General features: G+C 65.2%; 21 protein-coding genes. 10 read left to right on the top strand and 11 right to left on the bottom strand.

From position 1 onward, the window contains the following. Position 1 precedes the first annotated feature (1 nt). Positions 2-559 (bottom strand): N-acetylmuramoyl-L-alanine amidase, encoded by a 558-nt coding sequence (locus tag J2X57_RS04390; protein WP_036114378.1) that lies wholly within the window; start codon positions 557-559, stop codon positions 2-4. A gap of 45 nt (positions 560-604) precedes the next feature. Between J2X57_RS04390 and J2X57_RS04385 the strand changes: the two genes are divergently transcribed. The 3 genes from J2X57_RS04385 to J2X57_RS04375 all read left to right on the top strand — a co-directional run bounded on the left by J2X57_RS04385 (position 605) and on the right by J2X57_RS04375 (position 3,758). Then, a complete protein-coding gene (locus J2X57_RS04385; RefSeq protein ID WP_036114375.1) occupies positions 605-1,123 on the top strand; it encodes an alpha/beta hydrolase in 519 nt (172 codons plus the stop codon). Continuing rightward, the gene (rlmKL, locus tag J2X57_RS04380; RefSeq protein ID WP_309864181.1) at positions 1,120-3,264 is read left to right on the top strand and encodes a bifunctional 23S rRNA (guanine(2069)-N(7))-methyltransferase RlmK/23S rRNA (guanine(2445)-N(2))-methyltransferase RlmL; all 2,145 of its coding nucleotides are present in this window, start codon (positions 1,120-1,122) and stop codon (positions 3,262-3,264) included. The genes J2X57_RS04385 and rlmKL overlap by 4 nt, the downstream gene beginning before the upstream one ends. A gap of 77 nt (positions 3,265-3,341) precedes the next feature. Further along, positions 3,342-3,758 (top strand): hypothetical protein, encoded by a 417-nt coding sequence (locus J2X57_RS04375; RefSeq protein WP_036114369.1) that lies wholly within the window; start codon positions 3,342-3,344, stop codon positions 3,756-3,758. 137 nt (positions 3,759-3,895) lie between these two features. On the opposite strand, the gene J2X57_RS04370 is transcribed toward J2X57_RS04375, so the two are convergent. Beyond that, positions 3,896-4,336 (bottom strand): DUF6491 family protein, encoded by a 441-nt coding sequence (locus tag J2X57_RS04370; protein ID WP_309864177.1) that lies wholly within the window; start codon positions 4,334-4,336, stop codon positions 3,896-3,898. A gap of 185 nt (positions 4,337-4,521) precedes the next feature. Here J2X57_RS04370 and egtB point away from each other — a divergent pair, with 185 nt between their 5' ends. Both egtB and egtD read left to right on the top strand, forming a co-directional pair. Next, positions 4,522-5,787 (top strand): ergothioneine biosynthesis protein EgtB, encoded by a 1,266-nt coding sequence (egtB, locus tag J2X57_RS04365; RefSeq protein ID WP_309864392.1) that lies wholly within the window; start codon positions 4,522-4,524, stop codon positions 5,785-5,787. Then, positions 5,784-6,770 (top strand): L-histidine N(alpha)-methyltransferase, encoded by a 987-nt coding sequence (gene egtD, locus J2X57_RS04360; RefSeq protein ID WP_309864174.1) that lies wholly within the window; start codon positions 5,784-5,786, stop codon positions 6,768-6,770. The genes egtB and egtD overlap by 4 nt, the downstream gene beginning before the upstream one ends. Before the next feature lie 127 nt (positions 6,771-6,897). On the opposite strand, the gene mfd is transcribed toward egtD, so the two are convergent. The 5 genes from mfd to J2X57_RS04335 all read right to left on the bottom strand — a co-directional run bounded on the left by mfd (position 6,898) and on the right by J2X57_RS04335 (position 13,535). Further along, entirely contained in the window at positions 6,898-10,347 is a 3,450-nt protein-coding gene (gene mfd / locus J2X57_RS04355; protein ID WP_309864170.1) for a transcription-repair coupling factor, read from the bottom strand. A 74-nt stretch (positions 10,348-10,421) separates the two neighbouring features. Beyond that, positions 10,422-11,330, bottom strand: a complete 909-nt coding sequence (locus tag J2X57_RS04350) for a cation diffusion facilitator family transporter (RefSeq protein ID WP_043693172.1) — start codon at positions 11,328-11,330, stop codon at positions 10,422-10,424. Positions 11,331-11,363: 33 nt separating this feature from the next. Further along, a complete protein-coding gene (locus tag J2X57_RS04345) occupies positions 11,364-11,870 on the bottom strand; it encodes a Slp family lipoprotein (RefSeq protein WP_308846602.1) in 507 nt (168 codons plus the stop codon). 28 nt (positions 11,871-11,898) lie between these two features. Then, on the bottom strand, positions 11,899-12,801 hold the full coding sequence (gene rlmJ, locus J2X57_RS04340; protein ID WP_043693175.1) for a 23S rRNA (adenine(2030)-N(6))-methyltransferase RlmJ: 903 nt from the start codon (positions 12,799-12,801) through the stop codon (positions 11,899-11,901). 98 nt (positions 12,802-12,899) lie between these two features. After that, positions 12,900-13,535: an NAD(P)H-binding protein gene (locus tag J2X57_RS04335; RefSeq protein ID WP_309864163.1), complete on the bottom strand. Its 636-nt coding sequence runs from the start codon at positions 13,533-13,535 to the stop codon at positions 12,900-12,902. 115 nt (positions 13,536-13,650) lie between these two features. Between J2X57_RS04335 and J2X57_RS04330 the strand changes: the two genes are divergently transcribed. Then, positions 13,651-14,565, top strand: coding sequence for a LysR family transcriptional regulator (locus tag J2X57_RS04330; RefSeq protein WP_309864160.1), 915 nt, complete (start codon positions 13,651-13,653; stop codon positions 14,563-14,565). Positions 14,566-14,570: 5 nt separating this feature from the next. Here the strand turns inward: J2X57_RS04330 and J2X57_RS04325 are convergent, their stop codons facing one another. The 3 genes from J2X57_RS04325 to J2X57_RS04315 form a co-directional block, all read right to left on the bottom strand. Beyond that, positions 14,571-16,400: a M3 family metallopeptidase gene (locus J2X57_RS04325; RefSeq protein WP_309864157.1), complete on the bottom strand. Its 1,830-nt coding sequence runs from the start codon at positions 16,398-16,400 to the stop codon at positions 14,571-14,573. A gap of 62 nt (positions 16,401-16,462) precedes the next feature. Then, entirely contained in the window at positions 16,463-17,173 is a 711-nt protein-coding gene (locus J2X57_RS04320) for an AraC family transcriptional regulator (RefSeq protein ID WP_309864155.1), read from the bottom strand. A 138-nt stretch (positions 17,174-17,311) separates the two neighbouring features. Next, positions 17,312-17,845, bottom strand: coding sequence for a hypothetical protein (locus tag J2X57_RS04315; RefSeq protein WP_036114338.1), 534 nt, complete (start codon positions 17,843-17,845; stop codon positions 17,312-17,314). Positions 17,846-18,305: 460 nt separating this feature from the next. Here J2X57_RS04315 and J2X57_RS04310 point away from each other — a divergent pair, with 460 nt between their 5' ends. The 4 genes from J2X57_RS04310 (at position 18,306) to J2X57_RS04295 (ending at position 24,230) form a co-directional block, all read left to right on the top strand. Beyond that, on the top strand, positions 18,306-20,714 hold the full coding sequence (locus J2X57_RS04310) for a TonB-dependent receptor (protein ID WP_309864152.1): 2,409 nt from the start codon (positions 18,306-18,308) through the stop codon (positions 20,712-20,714). A gap of 5 nt (positions 20,715-20,719) precedes the next feature. Beyond that, complete coding sequence (locus J2X57_RS04305) at positions 20,720-22,948, top strand: transferrin receptor-like dimerization domain-containing protein (protein ID WP_309864149.1); 2,229 nt, start codon at positions 20,720-20,722, stop codon at positions 22,946-22,948. A gap of 85 nt (positions 22,949-23,033) precedes the next feature. Continuing rightward, positions 23,034-23,675, top strand: a complete 642-nt coding sequence (locus J2X57_RS04300) for a DUF1345 domain-containing protein (RefSeq protein WP_239708999.1) — start codon at positions 23,034-23,036, stop codon at positions 23,673-23,675. A 129-nt stretch (positions 23,676-23,804) separates the two neighbouring features. Then, positions 23,805-24,230 (top strand): hypothetical protein, encoded by a 426-nt coding sequence (locus J2X57_RS04295; RefSeq protein ID WP_036114334.1) that lies wholly within the window; start codon positions 23,805-23,807, stop codon positions 24,228-24,230. 62 nt (positions 24,231-24,292) lie between these two features. On the opposite strand, the gene J2X57_RS04290 is transcribed toward J2X57_RS04295, so the two are convergent. After that, positions 24,293-26,926: an excinuclease ABC subunit UvrA gene (locus J2X57_RS04290; RefSeq protein ID WP_309864145.1), complete on the bottom strand. Its 2,634-nt coding sequence runs from the start codon at positions 26,924-26,926 to the stop codon at positions 24,293-24,295.

The following is a 26,926-nucleotide window of genomic DNA, read 5'->3' as shown; positions in this document are numbered from 1 at the left end:
CTCAGCCTTCGAGCCGTCCGAGGCGGCCGGCGTCGTACGCGCGCGACCACGGGAATTGCGGGCCCGGATCGCGCTTGCGCGGCACGCTGTTTTCCTCATCGTCGCTGGCCGGGACCAGCGCGGTATCGAGGTCTTCGTGGCCGGCGATGTGGCGCAGCGACGGAAAGCGGACGACCAGTTCGTCCAGCAGGTCGCGCAGGGCGGCGATCTGCTCGGGCGGGTAGGGCTCGGTCATTTCCTGCTTCGCGGAGTGGAACCAGTCCGGGTACCGGCCGAGGTTGACCAGTTCGATACCGATCGATCGCGGGTTGTAGCCGCGGGTGTGATTGGCCACGCGGTTCGGGTCGACGTAGCAGAGGATCGAGCCGTCGCGGTCGATGTAGTAGTGCCCGCTGGCGCCGGTGCCGCGATCTTCGTACAGCACGCGCTCGCCGTATTCCCTTGCCATGGCCAGGTCGGGCAGCTCGGTGCAGTGGATGACCACCAGGTCGACGGTGTCGGGGGCCCGCTCGGGGAGCAGACGTTCATAGGGCAGGGGGGCGTAAAGTATGTCGATCATGGCGCTTTGATAACATAGGCGGTCATTCCGCGTACGGAGTCCGCCATGCGCGGCAACATCATTCTCTCCCACGGGTCCGATTCCGGTCCCGACGCCACCAAGGTCAGCGCGCTGGCCGCCGTGGCCGAATCGCTCGGCTGGACCACGGTCCGCCCCGATTACCGCGACGACGACGCCCTCGGCCATGCCGGTTGCGTCGATCCGCGTCTGGCACGCCTGGCCGAGGCGGTCGCCGCGTCGCCCGCGCCGCCGGTCCTCGTCGGGTCCAGCATGGGCGCGTTCGTCTCCGGCCTGGCCTCGCTGGACGCCCCGGTCGCCGGTCTGTTCCTGCTGGCCCTGCCGGCACGCATCCCCGGCTACGGTCGCGCGTTCGCCACCGCCACCGGCGTGCCGTCGTTCCTCATCCATGGCTATGCGGACGACGTCTGCCCCGTCGATGAGGCCATCGGCTACGCCCGTGCCCACGCGTCGCCGCTGCTGCTGGTGCAGGACGACCATCGCCTGAGCGATTCGCTGCCCGATATCGAGGCCGAGTTCCGCCGTTTCCTCGGAGGTCTGGCATGAGCCACTTCTTCGCAACCTGCCCCAAGGGTCTGGAGTACCTGCTCAAGGACGAACTGATCGCTCTCGGCGCTGGTGACGTCCGCGAGGCGCTGGCGGGCGTGTCGTTCACCGGCAGCATCGAGACGGCCTACCGGGCCTGCCTGTGGTCGCGTATGGCCAGCCGGGTGCTGCTGCCGCTGGCCGAGTTCGACGCCGCCGATCAGGACGCCCTGTACGCCGGTGTGCAGGACATCGACTGGTCCGAACATCTGGCGCCGCACGGCACCATGGCCGTGGACGCCAACACGGCGCAGAGCAAGCTCAACCACAGCCAGTTCATCGCGTTGAAGACCAAGGACGCCATCGTCGACCAGTTCCGCGCCGCCAGCGGTATGCGCCCCGATGTGGACCCGGAAGAACCCGATCTGCGCGTCAATGTGCGCCTGCGCCGCGACCGCGCCACCCTGTCCATCGACCTTTCGGGTCTGCCGCTGCATCGCCGTAACTGGCGCGAGCAGCAGGGCGAGGCTCCGCTGAAGGAGAATCTCGCCGCCGCCATGCTCGTCCGTGCCCAGTGGCCGCGGATCTACGCCGAAGGCGGCGCGCTGGTCGACCCGATGTGCGGCTCGGGCACTCTCCTGATCGAAGGCGCCCTCATGGCCGCCGACGTGGCGCCGGGCCTGCGTCGCGACTATTTCGGTTTCCTGGGCTGGGCAAAGCACGACTATTCGCTGTGGCGCACGATTTACGACGAGGCCAGGGCTCGCGCCGAGGAAGGCCTGCGGGCCCTGCGTCCGGTGTTCTTCGGCAGCGATTCGGATGCGCACATGGTCCAGACCGCGAAGCGCAATGCGCAGAGCGCGGGCGTCGCCGGTTTCGTTCATCTGGACAAGCGCGACGCCGTGCATGTCGCGCCGCCGCCGGAGACCCCGCTGGGTCTGGTCATCACCAACCCGCCTTACGGCGAGCGTCTGGGCGACCGCGCCGAGTTGCCGGTGCTCTACCGCGACCTCGGTCAGGCGCTGAAGGACCGTTTCCAGGGCTGGCGTGCCGCTATTCTTGCCGGTGACGAGGAGCTGGGCCGCGCCCTCCGCCTCAGCCCAGACAAGCGCTACGTGCTGTTCAACGGCGCGCTCGAGACGCCGCTGCTGACCTTCGCGCTGCGTCCGCGCGATGCGGCGCCCCGCGAGGCCAGGCCGTTGTCGGCCGGCGCGGAGATGCTGAAGAACCGTCTCGAGAAGAATGTCCGCCATTTGCGCAAGCGGCTGACCCGCGAGGGCATCACCTGCTGGCGCGCATACGACCAGGACCTGCCGGAGTACGCGGCGGCGATCGACGTCTACGAGGACTGGCTGCACATCCAGGAATACAAGGCGCCGCAGGACGTGCCGGTCGACGTGGCACGCATCCGCATGCGCGAGATCGGTCGCGTGGCCAGCGAAGTCTTCGGAATTCCCCGCGAGCGGATCGCCGTGAAGACGCGCGAGCGCGGCAAGGGCGGCTCCAAATACGGTCAGTTCGACCAGAAGGGCGAATTTGTCGAGGTGGGTGAGGGCGGCCTGCGCTTCCTGATCAACCCGACCGACTACCTCGACACGGGCCTGTTCCTCGATCACCGCCTGGTCCGGGCCAAGATCCGCGAGCTTGCCCCCGGTAAGCATTTTCTCAACCTGTTTGCGTATACGGGTACGGCCAGCGTCTACGCGGCGGCCGGCGACGCGCGCGACACGACGACGGTCGACCTGTCGGGCACCTACCTCGACTGGGCATCGCGTAATCTCGCGCTGAACGGCTTTGAGGGCGCACGTCACCGGCTGGTGCAGGAAGATTCCCTCACCTTCCTCGAGAAGCGCTCGATGCAGTACGGGCTGATCTACGTCGACCCGCCGACGTTCTCCAATTCCAAGCGGGCCGACGACTTCGACGTCCAGCGTGATCACGTCAAGCTGCTGATGCTCTGCCTGGACCGCCTGTTGCCGGACGGGGTCATTGTTTTTTCGAACAATTTCCGCCGATTCCAGCTTGACAAGGCGGCGCTCGAACCCCATTTCTCCATTGAAGACTGGAGTGCTCCCAGCATCCCGTTCGACTTCGCCCGCCGCCACAACATCCATGGCTGCTGGCTGCTTCGGAAGCCGTACGTGAATCCGTGGAAAACGTGAATTGAGAGTGTAGAAAACTTCAGATTGGATTCAGTGGCAGAGCGCGAATCTGCGCTCAACACCCGGAGGTAACTGTCATGAAAGGTAAGTTCGTAAAGTCCGCCCTCGTCCTCGCCGCTGCGGGTCTGATGGCGTTCGCTCCCGGCGCGTTCGCGCGTGGTGGGTATTACGGCGGCTACCATGGTGGCGGTTACGGCTACCACGGTGGTGGCTACTACGGCGGTCGTGGCGGTTATTACGGTCGCGGTCACTACGACCACGCCGGCCGCTGGATCGCTGGCGCGATCGTCGCCGGTGCGGTGGTGGGTCTGGTCGCGAACGCGACGGCACCGCGCACCGTCGTGTACGACAACGGCCCGACGTATTACGCGCCGCGCCGCACGGTGGTGTACGAGGATGCGCCCCCGGTGGTGACCCGCCGCGTGACGACCACGACTACCTATGTGGACGATGGTTACGGTGGTACGCGCTACATCCGCGACGACGGGTATTGATCGTCGGCAGTCGCTGAATCGGCAGTCGCTGAAACGTTAAGAGAGGGGCCCGGCATTGCCGGGCCTCTTCTTTTGGTCCGCTCTGGAAGACGGTCGCGCTGGAGACAGCTGAGGGCCAGTGAGCGGACCGGGTCACGTCAGCGCACGGCCCCATTCGGCTCCGCGCCCGACCCACGCCGCTTCGCCTTCTTCTTCAGTGTGTCGAACTGCGCCTTGTCGATGGTCTCCACCGACTGGATCTGGCACGGCGGATCGTCTCGTCTCACGATCTTCTCGTCGATCCCTCCGCAGATGCGCATCTCGCCCATGGCCTTGTCGCTGTTGGACGATTTGAAGTGGATGCCTCCCCCAAGATCCATGCGCGGGCAGTCCGTACTGGTCTTGATGAGGAAGTGATTGGGCCCATTGCGCACGGCCACCGTACGGGCGTCGGCGACGGCCCATTCGTTGATACGGTCGGTACGCATGCAGTCGTTGAATGGAAGCTCGTTGCGCGGAACTGGCGGGGCGTTCTGGGCATGCGCGGACGAGGCACAGGCAAGCAGCACGGAAGCGGCGATCAGGGTGCGGACATTCACGGCGTGGTCCTCCGGGGGAATGTCTCACGTTAAGCCCGAAACGGCCTGGAAGCGAGAGGGGACAGGGCCGGGTGCACCTTTCGTTAAGGTCGTGAAGGGGCGTGCTCACATTCGTTGAACGTTTGCTCGGCCATCCTTTCCGTCATGACTGACGCTCTTTCGGCCGCACAGGAGGCCAGCGCATGATGGTCCGCCCGCTTGGCCTCGAAACCCCCTCATCGGCCCCCGCGGATCTCGCACAGCGCTACCTTGGCGTCCGCCATCGCACTATGGCACTGGCGGCCCGGCTGCGACCCGAAGATACCGTGATCCAGTCCATGCCGGATGCGAGCCCCACGAAGTGGCATCTCGCCCATACGACCTGGTTCTTCGAGCAGTTCATCCTGGCTCGTGACCCGGCGTATGTTTCGCCCCATCCGGAATGGCACTATCTGTTCAATTCGTACTACCAGTCGGTCGGTCCAATGCACGCGCGTCCGCGCCGCGGCATGATCACCCGGCCGGGTCTGGACGAGGTGCTGGATTATCGATCCCGCGTAGACGAGGCCATTGCCGGACGCATCCAGCGCGGTGACGACGAAGCCCTGTCGATGCTGGTCGAGCTCGGCTGCCAGCACGAGCAGCAGCATCAGGAACTGCTGCTCACCGATATCAAACATGCGTTCTCGCAGAACCCGCTGGAGCCCGCTTTTGCTCCGGATGCGCCGCGCGCGCTGTCCGTCGCGGCTCCCGCCCTGCGATACATCCCCTTCGACGAAGGAGTCGTCAAGATCGGCTACGAGGGCGCGGGCTTCCATTTCGACAACGAAGGCCCGCGTCACCGCGCATACCGGCAGGCCGGGTCGCTGGCGAATCGTCCTGTCACCAATGCCGAGTACCTCGCTTTCATTCAGGACGGCGGTTATCGCGACGCCATGCTGTGGCTGTCCGATGGTTGGGCGACGGTCAATGCGGAAGGCTGGCAGCATCCGTTGTACTGGGACGAGGCCTGCGAGACCGAATTCACCCTGCAGGGCCGAGGCGCGATCGACCCGCACGCGCCTGTGTGTCACATCAGCTATTTCGAGGCCGATGCCTTCGCACGCTGGGCCAGCGCTCGCCTGCCGACGGAAGTCGAGTGGGAGACGATGGCTGCCGACGTACCCGTGCGCGGAAACCTTCAGGACAGCGGGGTGTTCCAGCCACGTGCCTCGTCGTTCGAGACCGATCTCGGACAGATGTATGGCGACGTTTGGGAATGGACCATGAGCCCTTATGTCAGTTACCCGGGCTTCCGTCCGCTGGACGGAGCGCTGGGCGAATACAACGGAAAGTTCATGAACGGGCAGTGGATCCTTCGCGGGGGCTCCTGTGCTACGCCCGCCGATCATGTTCGCGCCTCTTACCGCAATTTTTTTCCTCCCCATGCCCGCTGGCAGTTCACGGGGATACGACTGGGAAACGATCGATGAGCGCTCAACCGAAAGACATCCGTGTCGACGACCGCCACCCGGATGTCGAGGACACCCTCGAGACCGTACGCCGCGGCCTCGGAGCGAAGATCAAGAAGCTGCCTTCGCGACTCTTTTATGACGAACGTGGTTCGGCTCTGTTCGAGGCGATCTGCGAGCAGCCCGAGTACTACCTCACCCGCACGGAGATCGCGATCATGCGCGACCACGCGGGCGATATCGCCGATGTCATCGGGCCGGACGCGCGTCTGGTCGAGTACGGCAGCGGCAGCGGCATCAAGACGCGCATGCTGCTCGAACACCTCGAGACGCCGGTGGCTTACGTCCCGGTGGAGATCTCTCGCACCGCGCTGATGGAAAGCGTCGCCGAACTTGCGACCCGCTTCCCGAACGTGCCGATGCAGCCGGTGTGTGCCGACTTTACGCAGCCGCTTCGCCTGCCGGTCGCGTCGCGCTCGCCACGTCGCACAGTGATCTATTTTCCGGGGTCGACCATCGGCAATTTCGAGGCAAAGGACGCGGTGAAGATTCTTCGCCAGATGCGTACCGAGATGAGCGACGGCGGCGGCGTGCTGATCGGTGTCGACCTGAAGAAGGATGTCGCGGAGATCGAAGCGGCCTATAACGACGAGGCAGGCATCACGCGCGACTTCACCCTCAACATGCTGGTTCGTCTCAATCGGGAAATCGGGACCGACTTCGATGTCGACGCTTTCCGTCATCGCGCGCGCTACAACGTGCTGGCAGGTCGGATCGAGACGTCGCTCGTGAGCACGAAGCAGCAAGTGGTGCACGTGCGCGACGAGGCCTTCAGCTTCCGCGCGGACGAAGCGATGCATGTGGAATACAGCTGCAAGTATTCGCTGGACGATTTCGCGCAGATGGCGAACAAAGCCGGGCTGTCCGTGGCGCAGGTCTGGATGGACGAGGACCGCCGTTTCAGTGTGCAGTATCTGGTCCGGTCGACACCGGTGGTGGCCTGAAGCCAGCGGTAGCTTTGTAGGAGCGCGCCCCGCGCGCGAAAACGGTCGGCGTCGCCGTGTGATGGTGGCGCACGCCGGATGTCGCGCGCGAGGCGCGCTCTTACAGTGGTGACGCTAGGTTGGTGGGTTAGCCGGGGCGCCTCGCCCCCAGGGATACCAGCAAGTCCTGCGCCGTGCGAATTCGCTCGGCCGAACCCGGCAGCTCCAGAATGACGCGCAGCTTGTCCTGCCCGTCCATCTTGAAAACCCGGGGCTGCTGCTGGATCAGCTTGATCAGCGCCATCGGGTCGATATCCGGTTTATCGCGGAACGTGATACGTCCGCCATTGGCGCCGAAGTCCACCTTGCGGATACCCAGCGGCGTCGCCATCAGTTTCAGCTGGGCGACCGCGAACAGGCACTTGATCTGATCCGGCAGAAGGCCGAAGCGATCGATCATTTCCACCTGCAACTCGCGCAGCCCATGTTCGTCGCGCGCGCTGGCGATGCGTTTGTATAGGGTTAGTCGTGCATGGACATCCGGCAGGTAGTCCTCCGGAATCAGCGCGGGAAGATGCAGTTCGACCTCGGTCTCGTGCTCCGAGGTGAGATCGAAGTCCGGCACTTTGCCCGACTTCAGTGCACGTACGGCGCGGTCGAGCAGTTCCGTGTACAGACCGAAACCGATTTCCTGGATCTGGCCCGATTGTTCTTCGCCGAGCATCTCGCCCGCGCCGCGAATTTCGAGATCGTGCGTGGCGAGCGTGAAGCCGGCGCCGAGTTCTTCCAGCGAGGCCAGCGCTTCGAGACGCTTCTCCGCATCGGCGGTCATCGCCTTGCGGTCGGGCACGATCAGGTACGCGTAAGCGCGGTGATGCGAACGACCGACGCGTCCGCGCAGCTGGTGCAGCTGCGCGAGACCGAAGCGATCGGCGCGGTTGACCACGATGGTGTTGGCGGTCGGGATATCGATGCCGGATTCGATGATGGTCGTCGACACCAGCACGTTGAATCGCTGGCGGTGGAAGTCCGCCATGACCTGTTCGAGGTCGCGCTCCGGCATCTGTCCATGGGCGACGCGAATGCGCGCTTCAGGGACCAGTTCGCCCAGCTCGCGTGCGATGCGCTCGATGGATTCGACTTCGTTGTGCAGGAAGTAGACCTGTCCGCCACGGGCCAGCTCGCGCTGGATCGCTTCGCGGATCAGGGCGGGCTGGTACGTGGAGATCAGTGTGCGCACGGCGGTCCGGTGGGCCGGCGGCGTCGCGATGATCGACAGGTCGCGCAGCCCGCTCATCGCCATGTTGAGCGTGCGCGGGATCGGCGTGGCGGTTAGGGTCAGCAGGTCGACCTCCGCACGCAGTTTCTTCAGCTGCTCTTTCTGGCGGACGCCGAAACGCTGCTCCTCGTCGACGATGACCAGGCCCAGATCCTTGAACCGGATCTCGGGGCCAAGCAGCTTGTGGGTGCCGACGATGACATCGATCTGCCCTTCGGCGAGGCGCTCCAGCGCGCCGTCCACTTCCTTCTTCGACTTGAAGCGCGAGATGACGTCCACCCGGACCGGCCAGTCGGCGAAGCGATCGGCGAAGTTGCGGTAATGCTGCTGGGCGAGCAGGGTGGTGGGCACCAGGACGGCCACCTGTTTGCCGGCCGTCGCGGCGGCGAAAGCGGCGCGGAGTGCCACCTCGGTCTTGCCGAAGCCGACATCGCCGCAGACGACGCGATCCATTGCACGGGGTGCGGCGAGGTCGACGATCACGGAATCGATGGCGGCCTGCTGATCGGGTGTTTCCTCGAAGGGGAAGGTCGCCGCGAATTCCTCGATCATCTGGCGGTCGACCGACAGTGACTGGCCCTGACGCGCCTCGCGCTGCGCGTAGATGCCAAGCAGCTCGGCCGCCACGTCGCGCACCTTTTCGGCGGCCTTCTTGCGCGCACGTTCCCAGGCATCGCCGCCCAGGGAGTGCAGCGGCGCCAGCTCGGGCGCGGTGCCGGTGTAGCGGCTGACCAGGCCTAGCTGGGCCACGGGCACGTAGAGCTTGTCGCCCTTGGCGTACTCGATGGTCAGGAACTCGCCCGGCATATCGCCGACATCGAGCGAAAGCAGGCCCTGATAGCGGCCCACACCGTGGTCGATGTGGACGATGGGCGAGCCGATGGACAGCTCGGTCAGGTCCTTGATGATGCTTTCGGGATCGCGGGCGGCACCGGCACGGCGCTTTCGATCGGTGCGCACACGCTCGCCGAACAGTTCGCGCTCGGTGAGCACGGTGAACGCGGGCCTGGTGATCGCGAAGCCTTGCTCGAGCGAGGCGACGGTGATCGCCAGCTTCTCGTCGCGGGCGAGGAAGTCTTTCCAGCCGTCGAGGATGGCCGGCTTCAGCCCCGCGCCCGCGAGCTGTTCGATCAGGGCTTCGCGGCGGCCGGCGGAATCCGCGGCGATCAGCACGCTGCCCTTGTAGCTGGCGAGGAAGTGCCGCAGCGCGGTGCCCGGCTCTTCGCCCTTGCGGTTGAGCGGCACCTCGGGTGCGGGCTGCGTGCCCAGGTCCACGGCGTGCTCGTGATCGCTGGCCACGACATCCACGCGCACCTGCTTGTTAAGGCGCTCGCGCAGTTGCTCGGGCGGCAGGTAGATCTCGGCCGGCGGAAGCACCGGACGCTCGATGTCGTGCGCGCGCTGGTCATAGCGCTCGGCGGTATGGGTCCAGAACTGCTCCGCCGACGCCAGCGCACCTTCGCCCAGGACGAACATCGCATCGCCAGCGATGTAGTCGAACAGCGTTTCGGTGGCGGGGAAGAAAAGGGGCAGGTAGTACTCGATGCCGCCCGGCGTGACGCCTTCCTTCATGTCCTGATAGAGCGGGCAGCGACGGATGTCGATCGGAAAACGTTCGCGCAGGTTGGCACGAAAGTTTTTGGCGGCGTCTTCGGTCAATGGGAATTCGCGGGCCGGGAGCAGGTCCACACTGTCGACCTGATGCGTGGAGCGCTGGGTTTCGGTGTCGAAGCTGCGGATCGACTCGACCTCGTCGTCGAACAGTTCGACGCGATACGGCTCGCTCGCGCCCATGGCATAGATGTCGATGAGCGCGCCGCGCACGGCGAAGTCGCCCGGCTCGGCGACCTGCGGCACGTTGCGGTAGCCGGCGGCTTCGAGGCGACGCTGCTCGGCACCCAGGTCCAGCTTCTGACCCTTGCGCAGCACCAGGCCGGAGCCGGTGATGTGCGTGCGTGGAGCGATGCGCTGCATCAGGGTCGCCACCGGCACGACCAGCACGCCGCGCCGGGTGCTGGGTAGCCGGTAGAGGGTCGCGATGCGCTGGGAGACGACTTCCGGGTGCGGGCTGAAGACGTCGTAGGGCAGCGTTTCCCAGTCCGGGAAGTGCAGCACGGGCAGTTCGCCCGCGAAGACCGCCAGCTCGCTTTCGAGGTTGTCGGCGCTGCGGGTGTCGCGGGTGACCACGACCAGCAGGCCTTCGTGCGAGCGTGCCGCCTCGGCGACTTCGAGCGCCCAGGCCGAGCCATGGGGCGTGGCCCAGTAGCGGCGTGTCTTGGCGGTGGCGGGCAGCGGCGGGCGGGTCAGAGCTAGAGGCATGAAGTCGGCTTGGTCGCTTGCGGACAAGCCGACGATTGTACTACCCCGGGGTGAAGCGGCTGGCTAGGCCAGCCTCAGTCCGCGATATCCGGCTCGAAGAAGCTCCACCGCACGTCCTTGAACTCCGCCTTGAAGTCCGCCTCCACGATGTTGATCGCTTCGACCATGGCGCGCGCGGTCGGCGCCGCGGCCATCTTCGCCTTGATCGCCACCATCACCTCGTTGCCCATCTGCACGGTCAGCAGGTTGTAGACCGTGTCGATTTCAGGCCGACCCTGGAGGAAAGCCATCATCTGCACGCGGCGCCTTGGCTCCACGCCCTGGCCGATCAGCAGCGCCTTGACCTCGCGGGCGACCGCGACGGCTACCACGATAAGCAGCACGCCAATGGCGATCGTGCCGATAGCGTCGAATATCAGGTTGCCGGTCAGCATGGTCAGCAACACGGCGATCAGTGCCAGGCAGAGGCCGAGCAGAGCGGCCAGGTCTTCACCGAAGATCACCAGCAGCTCGCTCGCCCGCGTCTCGCGAAACCACTGCCACAGAGGCTGGTCGCCGCGCGCCTTGTTCACTTCCTGCATGCAGCCATGCATGGAAACGCCTTCGGTGATGATGGAAAACACCAGCACACCGACAGCCAGCCATGCCCATTTGAGCGGCTCGGGATGGGTGAGCTTATGGACGCCCTCGTAGACCGAGAACATGCCGCCCACGCTGAAGAGCAGGATGGCGACGAGGAAGGACCAGAAATACAGCGCACGCCCCCAGCCCAGCGGGTACTCGGACGACGGCGGCCGCTTGGCCTGCTTCATGCCGAGCAGCAACAGGCCCTGGTTGCCGCAGTCGGCGAGCGAATGCACCGCTTCCGCGAGCATCGCACCGGATCCGGTAAAGAGGGCCGCGACGAGCTTGGCGACGAAAATGGCGAAGTTGGCGCCAAGCGCGAGAAAAATCGCGCGCTTCGAATCGGAATGTCCCGACATGTGATCCCTGTCCCGGTAAGTGATCGAAAGATCTTACCGTATGACGCCGACACCCACGCCGAAACTGATGTTCGGGTGGCCACCCGACATTTCCTTGGCCGTCCACACGTGCGACTGGTTCACCGAAACCAGTGGGAAGGTGTAAGACGCCTGCCCGACATTGGACGCGCGCGTGCCATTCAGGCGACCCGCGACCGTCACCAGGCCGCCGGCCGGGTAGTCGAGGCTTTCGACGTAGCCAGGCATGGCGGCGATGAACCGGCCGTTGCCGGTGTCGTTCGCCTGCGGCCGCTGCGAACCATCGAGCGGATAGGCGAGGATCTCGATCTCGCTGTGGTCGGCAAAGTTGCTGACCCTGACGATGCGGCCACCCCAGATCACGTCCGACTTGCCGTAGCGTTCCGGCTCGCGCGCCACCTGGGAGGGCGGCACGGCGGCGTTGTTTGCGGTGGCCTTGTAAATCGGAGCCGGCGCGCAGGCGGACAGCGCGAGGGTGAGCAGGGCGGCAGGAACGGCTAAACGAACGATGGTCGGGCGCATGGGTCGGCTCCTGGCATGTATCGCCAATTTAGCGCCGACGGACTGAACGGGGCGCGTGCGGACTGTGGGCAGGCTCTTCATCCTTGCCTTCTTCCACGAGCCAGGTCAGCCGGTATTCGGATTCGCCCGGCTTCCCCAAAAGCTTCGGCAGCAGCTTGAGCGAATCGCGGATCGTTTCATCGAGTTTCCACGGCGCATTCACGATCGCGATACCCGTGCCGTTGAGACGCAGCGGGGAGTCGTCGGGACGCAGCAGCAGTTCGGCGACCAGGACGCGTTTGGCGCCACACTTGGTCAGCCAGCGATGGAACGGCTGAACGTGGCTGCGCAGCTTGATCGGGTACCAGACCGCGTAGACGCCGGTCGGCCACTTTTCCAGCGCGGCCTTGAGCGTCTTCTCGATGATGCGGAACTCGGCTTCCTGAGCCTCGAACGGCGGATCGATCAGGACCAGGCCGCGCTTTTCTTTTGGCGGAACGAAGGCTTTCATCGCCTCGTAGCCATCACGCTCGTGCACATGGATGCGCTTGTCGTGGTGGAACAGCTGGCGGAGTGCGCCTGACTCGTCATTGCGTACGTCGACCATCTGCGCCGAGTCGGTCTCGCGCATCAGATGGGCGGCGATCCACGGCGAGCCGGGATAGAAGCGCAGCGAGTCGCTGCCTTCGTTCAACGCGCGGACGATCTCGAGGTACTTCCACAGCAGGGGCGGCAGGCCGGAGGCGGTCTTGAGGACGCCGAAGCCTTCGTCGGCCTCGGCGGTCTTGCGCGCCTCGTTGCCTTGCAGGTCGTATCGACCGCTGCCGGCGTGAGTGTCGATGTAGCAGAAGGGCGACGCCTTCTGCTTCAGCGAGTCGATCAGGGCCACGAGCACCATGTGCTTGAGGACATCGGCAAAGTTGCCGGCATGGTAGGCGTGGCGATAATTCATCGGGAGATTATAGCGGCCAAAAGCCGCCAATCCCCATGTAGGAGCGCGCCCTGCGCGCGACTCCTCGTGCGCGCGATTCCTCATGCGCGCGATGCCCCTCAATACGCGAAGGTCACCCGCTTCTTCACCGCATCGCCCTTCTCAATCCGGTCCAGCACGCCGATGGCAAAGTCAGCGGTCGAAATCCGGCTGTGCCCGTCGGCATCCACAAGCAACTGATCGCCGCCCACCCGGAAGCTCCCCTTACGTTCACCCGGTGCGATCTCCGCCGCCGGGCTGATGTAGGTCCAGTCCACGATGGCGTCGCTCCCGCGGAACGCCTTCAGCGCCTCGATCTGCGAGTTCGCCGAGGCCTTCCAGGCTTCCGGGAAGTTCGGGTCGTCGATCACGCGCACGCCCGGTGCGGTCTCCAGGCTGCCCGCGCCACCGACCCAGGCGAAGCGCTTCACGCCGGCCGCCGCGAGCGCGTCGAGCAGGGCGGTCGCCTGCTTCGGCACATTGGCCGGCGTAGCGTGGTCGTTCAGGCTGGCGATGGCGGCATCGGCCCCGGCAAGGACGGGGGCGAACGAGGTGGCGTCGGCCACGTCGCCTTTGACGACCTCAAGCTTCGGGTTCTTCGTGGCCAGTTTCGCAGGATCGCGAACGACTGCGGTGACCTCATGCCCGCGGGCCAGAGCCTCGTCGAGGATCACGTTGCCGATGTTACCGGTGGCGCCGAACAGAACGATCTTCATGGGAATGGCCTTGGTGTCGGAAGTCAGGCAGCTAGGATGCGCCGGCGATCGTTTCCGAAAAACGCCCCATCGCGCAATTCATCGTAAAGTATCGCTTTACGACAGGGACCGACTCATGGCCGCCGCCGACGTCAATCTGAACCGCCTCGCCGTCTTCGTCGCCCTCGTCAGGGCGGGGTCCTTCACCGCCGCGGCCGGGCAGCTGGGGACGACCAAGGCCATGGTCAGCCAGCACCTGGCGAAGCTGGAAGAGGAACTCGGCGTCGCGTTGATGGTGCGCAGCACGCGGCGGATGGCGCTGACCGACGCCGGTGAGCGCTTCCACGAAGACTGCGCCCGCATTCTCGCCGATGCCGAAGATGCGATCACCCGGCTGGGCGAGTGCCGTGACACGCCGATGGGCGTGCTTCGCGTCACGGCTGCCAGCGACCATGGCACCACCGTCGTCGCCCCGGCGCTCGCCGAGTTCGCCGAGCGCTATCCGCAGGTGAGGGTGGAACTGGTCGTCACCGACACCGTGTCCGATCTGATCGCCGAGCGGTTCGATCTGGCCATCCGTATCGGCTGGCTGCGCGACTCGAGCCTGCGTGCCGCCCGGCTGGCCGGTTTCCGCGAATGCCTCGTCGCCTCGCCGGCCTATCTGGAAAAATACGGTACGCCATCGGTCCCCGGCGACCTCGCCACGCATCGCTGGATCGCCGTCACGGTGCTGGCTTCGCCGACGCGATGGACCTTCACCGATGGCCACGGCGATGAGCACTCGGTACAGACCCGTGTCATCGCCAGTGCCAACAGCGCGGCCGTCGCCTATCGTTTCGTGCTCGAGGGTATGGGCATATCGGTCCTGCCCGACTACGTCGTCAATGCCGATCTCGCATCGGGGCGACTGGTCGCGTTGCTCCCTGGCTTCACGCTTCCCGAAGGCGGTGTGCATGCGGTCTATCCAGGTCGCCAGCCGCCGGTGAAAGTGCGAGCGTTTATCGACCTGCTGAAGGAGCGCCTGGCATCGGATCGGCCCGGTGCCGGATAGCGGATTCAGCGGTAAAGCTTGCCCAGTTCGACGGTTTTTGCGCGAATGACCTGCATGTCCGCACCGACCAGGTCCGATGGGGTGAGATCGTGACCGAAGAACCGTCGCAGGATTTCCCTGGGCGGCGCATCGAAACCCACTGCCATCATCGCCGCATAGCGTTTCTGAAAGTCGTGCGGGTCCTTTGTCGCCATGGCGAACATCTTCGTCGCGACGAGGCCGGCGTAGAGGTAGTTGGCGAGGTAAAGCGGGTCCTGAAACATCAGGCGTTTTCCGATCCATGCATGTTTCAGTTCCGGGTCGATGCCGGGCCAGATCTCGAAGCGGCTGGTAACGGCGAGCGTCAGGGCATCGAGATCGGCTGCGCCACGGACCTTTCCGCTCGTCACGCCGTCATAGATCGACTCTTCCAGCTGCGCTTCCTCAGCGGACGTGAAAATCTCAAAGGTCATCTCGTCGAGCTGAGCTTGCAGGAAGTACGCCCGGGTCGATGTATCGGGTGCGTGTCTGTAGAGATACTCGTAGAACAGCATCTCGTTGAGAATGGCCAGGGCTTCGTGCATCCAGCTGGGGCCGTGGTTGTAGAAGGCGGACACGCCGTGCGCGCTCATCAGCTCGCTATGCAGTGCATGCCCGCCTTCGTGCGCGACCACACTCGCGCCCTTGAGGCTCGAGTCCCATTGCCCCAGAAACAGGCCCGGCGGGACGCCAGAGGCCGCGATCGAAAACGCATCGTTTACGCGGTTTCCGCTCGCGGCGGCAAGATCGGTACGATGCGCGGCCGGGTCGAGTAAGGCGGTAAAGCGCGCCACGTAGTCACGCCCCAGGGGCGCGAGCGCGGCCGGGACGGTGAGACGGATTCGTTCGTAATCGAAGGTCGGAATCGTGAAGCCCCGGGGCGGCAAGCTCATGTCCCAGCTATGCACATCGGCGATTGCTGCGCTGCGACCGATCTGGCTGGCGCGCAGGCGCTGATAATCCATAAGGACCGACGCGTTTCGCTGCACGGCGAGCGCTGTCGCATCGACGTCCGCACGATCGAACTGGCGCGAAAAATAGGCGGCGTCCGGTGCATCGGCGAAGTGCTCCAGGTGCGCGGTGCGATCATTGATTCGCACCACGCCGATAAGCAAGGCCGCATAGGTCTCCGCGTTGGCTGCGGTCGCTGCCTGTCGCTGCCGCCAGGCTTGTTGCCGGATCTCGCGACTGGCATTCGCGCCGAGCCGATCCGCGTCCTTGCCTGCATCGAGGTCGCCGTCGGCCGTGTGCACGCTGCCGTAGACGGTGGCACGTCGCGTCTTCTGGTAGGTGTTCCACAGCGCGGTGCTTCCCTCGTCGGCGAGGTCGTCCACGATCGTTTGCTCCGCGGGTGGCAACTCGTGGGGCAGCCCGCGGACGGCGCGGTCCAGAACGTAGGCATAGTGCGTGAGCGCTGGCTCCGACTTCGCTGCGTTATCGAATCCCGCTTTGCCAACGCTTCGCAGTGAGCTCTTGACCTTGGCCATGAGCGTGTTCCCGTCGTTCTGCGATGAGCGGTAGGCATCGGCGGCGTCATGATCGTCGATATCGAGCGAAGCACGAAGATGAAGGTAGGCCATGTGCCGCTGGTTATCGGCCAGCAGGTTCTCCGTGCGCATGAGGTACGCGAGCAGATCACCAGGCGACGGTGAGGCGAGTACGGGCAGCCCGGCAATCTCCGTTTCGAGCGCGCTGCGTGCGGCGGTCTCGGTCGTGGGCGACGCAAAATAGAGCGTCGGATCGATCCGATACGACTCGGCGACGGCGAGGCCGGGCACCGAGAGGAGGAGGGCGGTGATCAGGTGGTATGAGCGCATGGCCGCACCGTAGCAAGCGCTGCCGGTCAATGCTTTACCCTGATTAGCGTCGTTTCCCTGGTTTAGCGGATGGCCTGTCGCCAGGCGGTGGGCGTGGTCGCGTATACCGCACGAAACGAGCGCGAAAACTGGGCTGCCCCGGCAAAACCGCACTCCAGGGCGATATCCAGTAGCGGCCGGCGCGAGCTGCGTAGAAGCTCGGCAGCGCGATCGACACGAAGGCGGCGCAGATAGTCGCCCATCGTGCATTGATGGACGATGCGAAAAGTGCGCGCGAGGTGCACCGGATGGCGTTCCGCGATCGCTGCCAGTTGCTCGAGCGTGCTCTCGCGCGACGGATCTTCATGGAGGAAGTCGCGTACCCGCCGAAGCCATACGGGCTCCTGGCGTAGGCGCAGGTCCAGCCCTCGCCCGGCGAGCGCCAGAGCCTCGAGCGTCAGTCCCTGGGCCGACAGGGTGGAGAACGCATCGCCAACACTGAGTTCGGCGGCAATCCGCTGGCCCAGGCGGAGCAGGTCCGCAGATCGGCGCAACAGCGGCCGGCCGTCGAGCCTGGCCGCGTGTTCGGTGAGCACGTCCGTGGTCGCCGTGTCGGGCGAGAAAATGACCTTTCGAGCCCCTTCGCGACCAAATCGCTGCGCGTGCACGGCGTGGGCCGGGCAGAAGAGCAGGTCGCCGGGATCGTGCTCGTTGGTTTCACCGAGGATGCGCTCCTCATACCTGCCGTCGATGACAAGGCAGAACCAGCCCTCATCATGGGCGTGCAGGTCCATCGATCCATGCGGGGCGTAATACGACACGTGCAGGTCGTTGATCCCACTCACCAAGCCTCTCCTGGCCAGAATCCCGCCGAAGAATATGCGCGCACGGAGTGGGCCGGAGCAAGACCCCTCCGTGCGTTGCTCTCCGAATCAGGTCACCTGACTGCCCAGCCGGAGGTTGATCCCCAGCGTCGCCGCCAGCTGGCGCATGTGCTCGTCGTCGCGGGAGGACGTGATCCAGCCGGCGTACACATCGTCTTCCTCAGCCTCGCGGGCCCAAAGGGTATAGCCGTACTGGTTGAGCTGGTCGAAGGCGCGGCTGAAGATTTCCGGGCCGTCGATGTCCTCGTGAAACTCGTCTTCGCTCGGGTCGCCGTCCCAGTCGATGGTGACATCGCTCCAGCGCGACACCAGTTCCATGATGGCATCGACGAGGGTGCGGGTGTCGTCGGCATCCACCTCGAAACTGGACTGCCAGTCGGTGACTTGCGCCACGATGCGGATGGGGTCGTCGTCGCCCTGGTCCTCGATCTCCGCGCGATACACGGTGAACTGGCGCAGCGCATTCTCCTCGTCGCCGGGATTGATCAGCAGCAACAGCTGCCATACCTGGGACTCGACGGTGTCCTCGCCTTCTTCATCGTCGTACTCGCGTTCTTCGGGGTAATCGTCGTCGTAGCTCATGGGGAATGGCCTGTGGGATCGGGGGAAATCATCGCACGATGCGCGTCATAGCGCCGCAGGTCTTGAAATGGACGTCCAATCGCACAGGTTGACAAACTTGCGACGCGGTGCAACAAATGACATCCGGGCCACTGCCAACCATGCCGTTCCGGCGGCTCACTTCAGGTGTAACACGCTCCCAGTGAACGCATACGACTTCCACGCGCACACCCTCCCGATGACGTCGCCGGCCATGCCGCGATGTTCGGTGGCGGCATGCGCGTGTCGTTCGTGTCGACTGGTCTGAGCGACCCACACCGCGCGTAGTGCGCGCTCCGCTAAACCCGCCGAGCACATCTCGCCATTTTCTCCGTCACGTCGACGGGTGACGCCCCGGAGCGTTGCCGCGACCTGCCGTCACTCATTTCCGTCGCCCCCGGGGCGTCGGCGCACTTTCCGTTTCCAGGGGAATTCCGTACCCATGTTGTCTTTCGCTCATCGCCGCAAGCCGTTGTTTGTTGCACTCGCTGTCGCGCTCAGCGCCTCGTCCGTCCATGCGCAACAGGCCGCGCCGGCCGACACGACCGAAGCCGCCAAACCCAGCAACCTCGACACCGTCATCGTGACGGGTACGCGCAGCACCGAGCGCACCGTATCGAGCTCGCTGCAACCGATTGACGTGATCACCCCGCAGCAGCTGCAGCAGAGCGGGGCCACCCAGCTCACGGCGGCGCTGGCGCGTCTGGTGCCCTCCCTCAACTTCCCGCAGCCGACCACCATCAGCGGGGCGGAAGTGGCCCGGCCGGTGACACTGCGCGGCCTCAGCCCGGATCAGGTCCTGGTGCTGATCGACGGCAAGCGGCAGCATTCGGGCGCCTTTCTCAACCTGGGAGGCGCCATCGGCCGCGGTTCGAACCCCGTCGATCTGAACGCCATTCCCGTGTCGGCGATCGAGCGTATCGAGGTGCTGCGAGACGGCCAGTCGGCACGTTACGGCTCCGACGCCATCGGCGGTGTGATCAACGTGATCCTGAAGAAGTCGGGCACGGGCGGCCAGGTGACGGCCAAGTTCGGCGGCTATGACGCGGGCGATGGCCTGCAGCGACAGCTCTCGGCGGATACCGGTTTCAAGCTGGGCGACAAGGGCTCGATCCATGTGGCGATCGATACCCAGAACAACGATGGCAGCAATCGCGCAGGGCGCGATCAGACCGCGGCGTCGGTCGGTACCACGTACGGCAAGAAGGTGTACTGGCTCGGTGATCCGGCCGTGCAGTCGAACAAGGTGTCCGTGGTCGGGCAGTACGAGTTCAGCAAGGCGGCCGAGGTCTATTTCGAAGCGCTTTACCGGCGTGACCGCGACGAAACCGCCAGCCTCTATCGTCACCGCGGCGATTCGACCAATGTCGCCTCGATCTATCCCAGCGGCTACCTGCCGGTGAGCATTCCGATCGTCAACGACACCACGCTGACCGCGGGCCTGCGCGGTGAGCTGGGCGACGGCTGGCATTACGATGCCTCGGTCAGTCATGGCTCCAACGAGTACGACCAGCGCAGTCATTCGATCAACGCCGACTATTACAGGGCGTTCGGTGAGACGCCGTTCTTTATCCAGGGGGCCGATTACAAGACCAATCAGCAGGTGGCCAACCTCGATATCAGCAAGGAAATCACGACATCGTGGCTGCCCAATCCCGTCAGCGTGTCGTTTGGCGCGGAGTACCTGCGTCAGGCGTACAAGGTGACGCCGGGCGACGCCGTCTCTCAGTACGGTGCGAACGGAGGTATCACGGGCGACCTGCAGGGCAACTGGCAGCGCCATGACACGTCCGAGTACATCGATCTCGAGACGAACCTGACCGACCGTTTCGCCGTGTCGCTGGCGGGACGCCACGAGAACTACAGCGATTTCGGCGGCACGACGTCCGGATCGTTGTCCGGTCGTTTCGACTTCACGCCGCGCGTCGCCGTCCGCGGCAGCGTCGGCACCGGATTCCGTGCGCCGACGCTGGTGCAGCAGCACTATGCGGATATCTCATCGCAGTTGCAGGACCTGGGGCAGGGACAGGTGCTGGTGCAATCCGGTACGTTCCCGGTGGATGCGGCAGCCGCCAGTCTGCTGGGTGCAGAGAAGCTGAAGCCCGAGAAGTCGCGCAGCGCCACGCTCGGCCTCGTGCTCGAGCCGCTCAACGGCTGGAACGTCAGCGTCGATGCGTACTACATCAAGATCAACAATCGCATCAATCTGTCGTCGAACATTCCGGTCAGCACACCCGCCGTCAACGCCTACCTCGCCGCTAACGGTGTGGACGCGAACTATCAGTCGATTCGTTACTTCACCAATGCGGTGGACACGCGCACGCGCGGCCTCGATGTCGTGAGCCAGTACGGCTTCGATTTCGCCAACGGCGATCGCCTCAACACCACCGTGGGCTGGGCGTACAACGAAAACGAGGTGACCCGGGTCAAGCCGAATCCGGCCATCCTCGATGAGCTCGGCGTGGCGGTGCAGCGTGTGGAGCGTCGCGAGCGTCTCGGCCTGCTGGGCGATACCAATCCGCGCACCAAGCTCGACGTCGGCTTCGATTACCTGCACGGCCGCTGGGCGGGTCACGCCAACGTGCAGCGCTATGGCAGCTACACCGTCTACAGCAACAGTGGCAATGCGCTCGATCAGAATTTCGATCATCGCTGGACGCTGGATCTCTCGGCCGATTACAACATCGACCACTGGACCCTGAGCGCCGGTGCGGACAACGCGTTCAATGCGCGCCCCGAGCAGGTGAAGTATGCCAATTCCACCAGCGGCAACTTCAAGTACAGCCTGTTCTCACCGCTGAGCTGGAACGGGCGTTACTACTACGCCAGCGCCACGTACCGGTGGGACTGATGCGCATGCGTACGCTATTTATCGCCCTTTCCCTCACCGTCGCCGCTGGCGCCCATGCCGCTCCCGCCGAACCGATCGCCGGCTTCGGCGGCGCCTCGACGCAGGCGGAGCGCGACGTGGAGCAGCGTGTCGACGCGTCCATCGGCAGCGCCGATCTCGACGGCTGGTTACGGCGGTTGACGTCGGCGCCCAACCAGGTCGGGTCGCCGCATAACGACGACAACGCGCGCTTCATCGCGGACAGCCTGCGTCAGTGGGGCTGGGACGTGAAGGTTGAAGCGACCCGTGTGCTTGTCGCCTATCCCACCGTGCAGAAGCTTTCGTTGCTGGGCGGCGAGCACTATGCGGCGGACTTCACCGAGCCCGCGGTCGCCGGCGATCCGGACACGGCGAAGCGGGATGGCGTGCTGCCGGGCATGGAGTCGTACAGCCCGGACGGCGCGGTCGATGCGCCGCTGATCTACGTCAATGAGGGCCTGGCTAAGGACTACGCCGAGCTCGAACGCGCGGGCGAGTCCGTGAAAGGCAAGGTGGTCCTGGTCAAGTCGAGCGGTGCCGGGCGCTGGGTGAAGCCACGTCTTGCGCAGGAGCACGGCGCGGTCGGCGTGGTGATCTACTCCGATCCGGAAGCCGACGGCTTCGTGAAGGGCGACGTGTACCCGGACGGCGCGTGGCGCACGCCGCGTACCGTGCAGCGCGGCACGCTCGGCATCGACAGCGTGCTGGATGCGGCAAGTGCGAAGACGATCCAGGCCGCGAAGCACACGGCGGACCTGACGATTCCTGTGGTTACCATCGGCTATGGCGACGCCGAACACTTCCTGCGGGCGCTCGGCGGGCAGGCCGTGCCGGACCGCTGGCAGGGCGGTCTGCCGCTGACCTATCACGTGGGGGGCAATGCACGTGTTCATCTGGAAGTCCGTTCGCCGTGGGAATGGCGCACGCTGCACAACGTGATTGCCACGTTGCGTGGCAGCGAGCATCCCGACGAGTGGGTGATTCGCGGCGTGCATCACGACGCCTGGGTCTATGGCGCGTGGGATCCTCTCGCGGGCACGACGGCCCTGCTGGCCGAGGCCAGGGCTATCGGCGAGCTGGCCAGGGCAGGCGTGCGACCGAAGCGCACCCTGGTGTTCGCCAGCTGGGATGGCGAAGAGCTGGGCATCCTGGGCTCCAAGGCCTGGACTGCGCAGCACGCCGCCGAGCTGTCGAAAAAGGCCGTGTTCTACCTCAATAACGACACCACCGGGCGGGGCTTCCTCGCCGCGCAGGGTGACCCGTCGCTTTCCACTCTGATCGACGGCGTGGCCGCCGATCTGCAGGATCCGGAAACCGGCGCCACCGTGCAGGCACGTCGCCTGGCCAAGCGTGCGGTGGATGCGGCGGAGAAGGGAAAGGATGTTTCCGGTCCGATCATCCCGTCGCGTGTGGGTACGGGCTCCGATTACCTGTCGTTTGCGCATCGTCTCGCCGTGCCGTCGCTGCACGTTCGCTATGGCTATGACCGCGACGGGGACGACGAGAGTGTGCCGGTGTACCACTCGCTCTATGACACGTACACGCATTACCAGCGCTTCGGCGATCCCGGCCTTGCGTATGTCGGCTTGCTGGCGAAAACCAACGCGCGACTCGTCCTGCGTGTCGCCAATGCGGACGTGCTGCCGTGGCGATACACCGGCTTTGCCACGGCGCTCGGCAAGGACATCGATCGCTTGCAGGCGAGCTCGGAAACGGCGCACAAGGAAGCGCAGCGCCATAACGCCCTGGTGGACGAAGGTTCGTACCACCTGGCCGATGTGGCCTATCGGAAGCTGCAGCCACCCACGCGAGTGGACGATGCGTGGCAGGCGGTGAATCTCGATGCCCTGCGGGATGCCCAGCGCGACCTATTGGTGGCCGCTACCGCGTTCGACGCGGCCGCGACCGCCGCCGGAGCATCGGGGGCGCCTGCGCTCTCATCGGCGCAGACGGCGAAGGTCAACCGTTCGCTGCGAGATGTGGCGCCCGCGTTCCTCCAGACATCGGGCTTGCCCCAGCGCACTTGGTATCGGCACCTGCTGCAGGCCCCGGGTCGCAAGGAGGGCGAAGACGTCGCGCCGCTTCCGGGTATCGGTGACGCCATCGACGCGAAAGCCTGGGATCAGGCGAGTGCGGAAGTGACCCTCACCGCCAACGCGACCCGGAAGGCCGCCGAGGCCCTGCGTCAGGCGACGGTGGCGCTGACGCAGCCGTAAGAGGTTATAGTCCGCCGCATTCGCCGGGTGGACAGCTTCTTTCATGACCGAAACGCCGCAAAAATCAGCGCCTCATCGCAGGAAAGTGTGGGGTCCGATCCGCTACGCCCATGCCCGCCCACGCCTGCTGGTGGGCGCCGCCGTGGCGGTGGTTGCCGCGGCGGCGCTGGAATTCAGCGGCATGCCACGGTCGTTGCCGCTGCTGCTGGGATTCGATCTGGGTGCCGTCGTGTACTTCGTCCTGCTTTTGCGGATATTCGTCGGTGCGAGTCCGGCCACCATGCGACGGCAGGCGAAGCAACAGGACACCGGCCGGTGGACCACGCTGCTCAGTGGTGTGGTCCTCTCCGCCGTCGTGCTCGGCGCGGTCACGACGGAGCTGAACTCCAGCGACAAGGGCGGGGCACTGGCCATCGCGGTGGCCGCGACCACCATCATCCTGGCGTGGACCTTCATGAATACCCTGTTCTCCCTGCATTACGCCCACGGGTATTACGGAGAGTTCGGCAAGCCACACCAGGGGCTCGATTTCCCCGGTGATGAGGAACCCGATTACTGGGATTTCGCCTATTTCGCCTTCACCATCGGCATGACCTTCCAGGTCTCCGATGTCCAGATCACCACCCGGTACCTGCGCCGGATCGGGCTGATGCACAGCGCGATCGCGTTCTTCTTCAACGTCTTCATCATCGCCATCAGCGTGAACATCGCCGCCGGTAAGGCCTGATCGGCATTAACTTCACCCCCTACTGCCCATTTTTCTTATTGACGCGACGCCGCAAACGCGGTGTCCTTCGATTAGCCGTCCATACGGCAGGGGCCCTGACGGGCTTGAGAAGAGAAGGGGGGAAGCCAAATGACAATCCAGACGTTCGCACGGGCGGCGGGGGTCGCCCTGGTCCTCGTTATCGCCAGTAACGCGGCGGTCGCTCGCTCCGAGGACGACACACCACCCGAGTCGATCTGCTCGGTGCTCGGCACGGCCGCCCGCTACCTCAACACGACGGTGACCGTCCGTGGCGTGGCCAGCAGCGAGGGCAAGACGACGACGCTGTCCGATGCGCAGTGCAAGGGCGCGGTGGACCTCGCCATGGACGACAAGTCCGCGGGTAAGCGGGATGTGTCCTCATTCCGACGCACGGTGAGCAATAAAGGCACCCGTGCCGATGCCACGGTGTTCGGACGCTTCAAGGCGACTGGCGACGCGCAGCATCCGTATGCCATCGATGTATACAGCGTGCGTGACGTCAGCGAGCTGCCGGCGGTTGCCGAGGGGAGCTGAGGGCAGCTCCCACGCGGGCAGCGCCCGGTCGTCGATGGGGCCGTTCCTGTCGGCGCCGCCGTTTACCCGAGTACCCGAGCCAGATAAGGCGCCGTACGGCTCGTCGTCTCGCTGGCGACCAGCCGCGGCGGCCCGCAGGCGACGATCTTGCCGCCCTCGTCACCCGCGCCGGGACCGACGTCGATCACCCAGTCGGCTCCGGCGACCACGCGCATCTCGTGCTCGACGACGATCACCGTATTGCCGGCCGCCACCAGCCCCTGCAACTGCGCCACCAGCTTGTCCACATCCGACGGATGCAGCCCGGTGGTCGGCTCGTCCAGCACGTAAAGATTGCTCCCGCGCTGCGACCGCTGCAGTTCCGTCGCCAGCTTGATCCGCTGCGCCTCGCCGCCGGAAAGCTCCGTGGCCGGTTGTCCGAGGCGCAGGTAGCCAAGCCCGATGTCATAGAGAAGCGACAGCGGCTTCATCACCGCTGGCTCGTCGACGAAAAACTCGCAGGCTTCCTCGACCGTCAGCCGCAGCACGTCGGCGATGTTCTTGCCGTTCCACTGCACTTTCAGCGTGGCCTCGTTGTAGCGCGCACCGTGGCACGTGGGGCAGGGTGCATAGACGCTGGGCATGAAGAGCAGCTCGACGCTGACGAATCCCTCGCCCTCGCAGGTTTCGCAGCGCCCCTTCGCCACGTTGAACGAAAAGCGCCCGGCGTCGTAACGCTTCGCCCTGGCCGCCTTTGTCGCGGCAAACAACTTGCGCACGTGGTCGAAGAGTCCGGTATACGTCGCGAGGTTGGAGCGAGGCGTGCGCCCGATTGGCTTCTGGTCGACCTGGACCAGTCGCGTGATGGCGTCGGCGCCCTTGTGGATGCGACCGCCGGTCTTCGTGATGACGCTGGGTGCCGCGTCATCGCCTTCATCCTCCGGGGCGGGCAGCTCGTGGCCCAGGTGCTCACTGACCAGCTCCACCAGCGCCTGGCTGACCAGACTGGACTTGCCCGAGCCGGAAATGCCGGTGACCGCGGTAAACAGACCGATGGGGAAGGCGGCATCCAGATCACGGAGGTTGTTGCGCGTGATGCCGCGGAGCTCGAGCCAGCGCGATGCCGGGCGAGGTGACCGCTCGAGAGGCCGCTCGTGACCGAACAGATAACGCGCGGTACGCGACAGCGCCACGTCGGCGAGACCATCGGGAGGACCGCTGTAGAGAATCTCGCCGCCGCGCTCGCCTGCATCCGGGCCGACGTCGACCAGCCAGTCAGCGCGACGCATGACGTCCATGTCGTGCTCCACGACGAAGATCGTATTGCCCGATCGCTTCAGTTGCTCCAGCGCGGTGAGCAAGGCCTCGCCATCCGCCGGGTGAAGGCCGGCCGACGGTTCGTCGAGCACGTAGACGACGCCGAACAGGTTCGATCGGATCTGCGTGGCCAGGCGCAGCCGCTGCAACTCGCCCGGTGACAGTGTGGGACTCGATCGGTCCATCGACAGGTAGCCAAGGCCGAGTGCCTGGAGCGTACCCACGCGGGCAACGAGATCCTGTGCGATGCGCTGAGCAGCGATACGTTTTTCCTCGGACAGGTTGGGGGTGCGCCGCACGTCCGATGACCCGTCGTGCGCGGCGCCGCCGGCGGCTACGCGCTTCGCATTCGCGCGCTTGCCCGCGGCGCGGCTGCGTGTCGTCGACTCGGCCAAATCGTCGAACCGCCCCTCGGCTGCCGGTTTCAACGTATCGACCAGTGCATCGAATGACAACGCGGACAGGCTTCCGATGTCCAGCCCTGCAAAAGTCACGGACAACGACTCGCGCTTCAGGCGCTTGCCATCGCAGACAGGACAGACGCTGCCGATCATGTAGCGCGACACGCGTTTCTTCATGAGCGGACTTTGCGTCGTGCTGAAGGTGTGCAGCACGTAACGCCGCGCACCCATGTACGTGCCCATGTAGCTGGGTTCGGTTTTTCGCTTGAGTGCCGCACGGGTTTCCGCTGGCGTGAAGCCGGCATAGACCGGGACCGTCGGGGTTTCCTCGGTAAACAGAATCCAGTCGCGCTGCTTCTTCGGCAGGTCCTTCCACGGCACGTCCACGTCGTAGCCGAGGGTGACCAGAATGTCGCGCAGGTTCTGGCCATGCCATGCCGGTGGCCATGACGCGATGGCGCGTTCGCGCAGGGTCAGCGTGGGATCCGGCACCATCGACGCCTCCGTCACCTCGTACACGCGGCCCAGGCCGTGGCAGTGCGGGCAGGCACCTTGCGGCGTGTTGGGCGAGAAATCCTCGGCGTACAACATCGCCTGGCCGGCGGGGTACGAGCCCGCACGCGAGTAAAGCATGCGCACGAGACTCGACAGCGTAGTGACGCTGCCCACCGATGAGCGTGCTCCGGGCGTGCCGCGCTGCTGCTGCAATGCCACCGCGGGCGGCAGCCCCTCGATTTCGTCGACGTCCGGCACGCCGACCTGGTCGATCAGGCGTCGCGCATAAGGCGCCACCGACTCGAAGTAGCGTCGCTGCGCTTCCGCGTACAGCGTCCCGAAAGCGAGTGACGACTTGCCCGATCCCGACACCCCGGAGAACACGACGAGCGAGTCGCGAGGGATCATGACGTCGATGTTCTTGAGGTTGTGCTCGCGTGCGCCACGTACACGCACGAAGCCATGGAGGTCGGTCGAAGAGGGCGGGGATCTACGCTTGGTCAT

This window comes from Luteibacter sp. 1214 (assembly GCF_031455395.1).
Classification (GTDB): domain Bacteria; phylum Pseudomonadota; class Gammaproteobacteria; order Xanthomonadales; family Rhodanobacteraceae; genus Luteibacter; species Luteibacter mycovicinus.
Note: the sequence above shows the minus strand (reverse complement) of the source record. Positions and strands in the feature narration are given on the sequence as shown.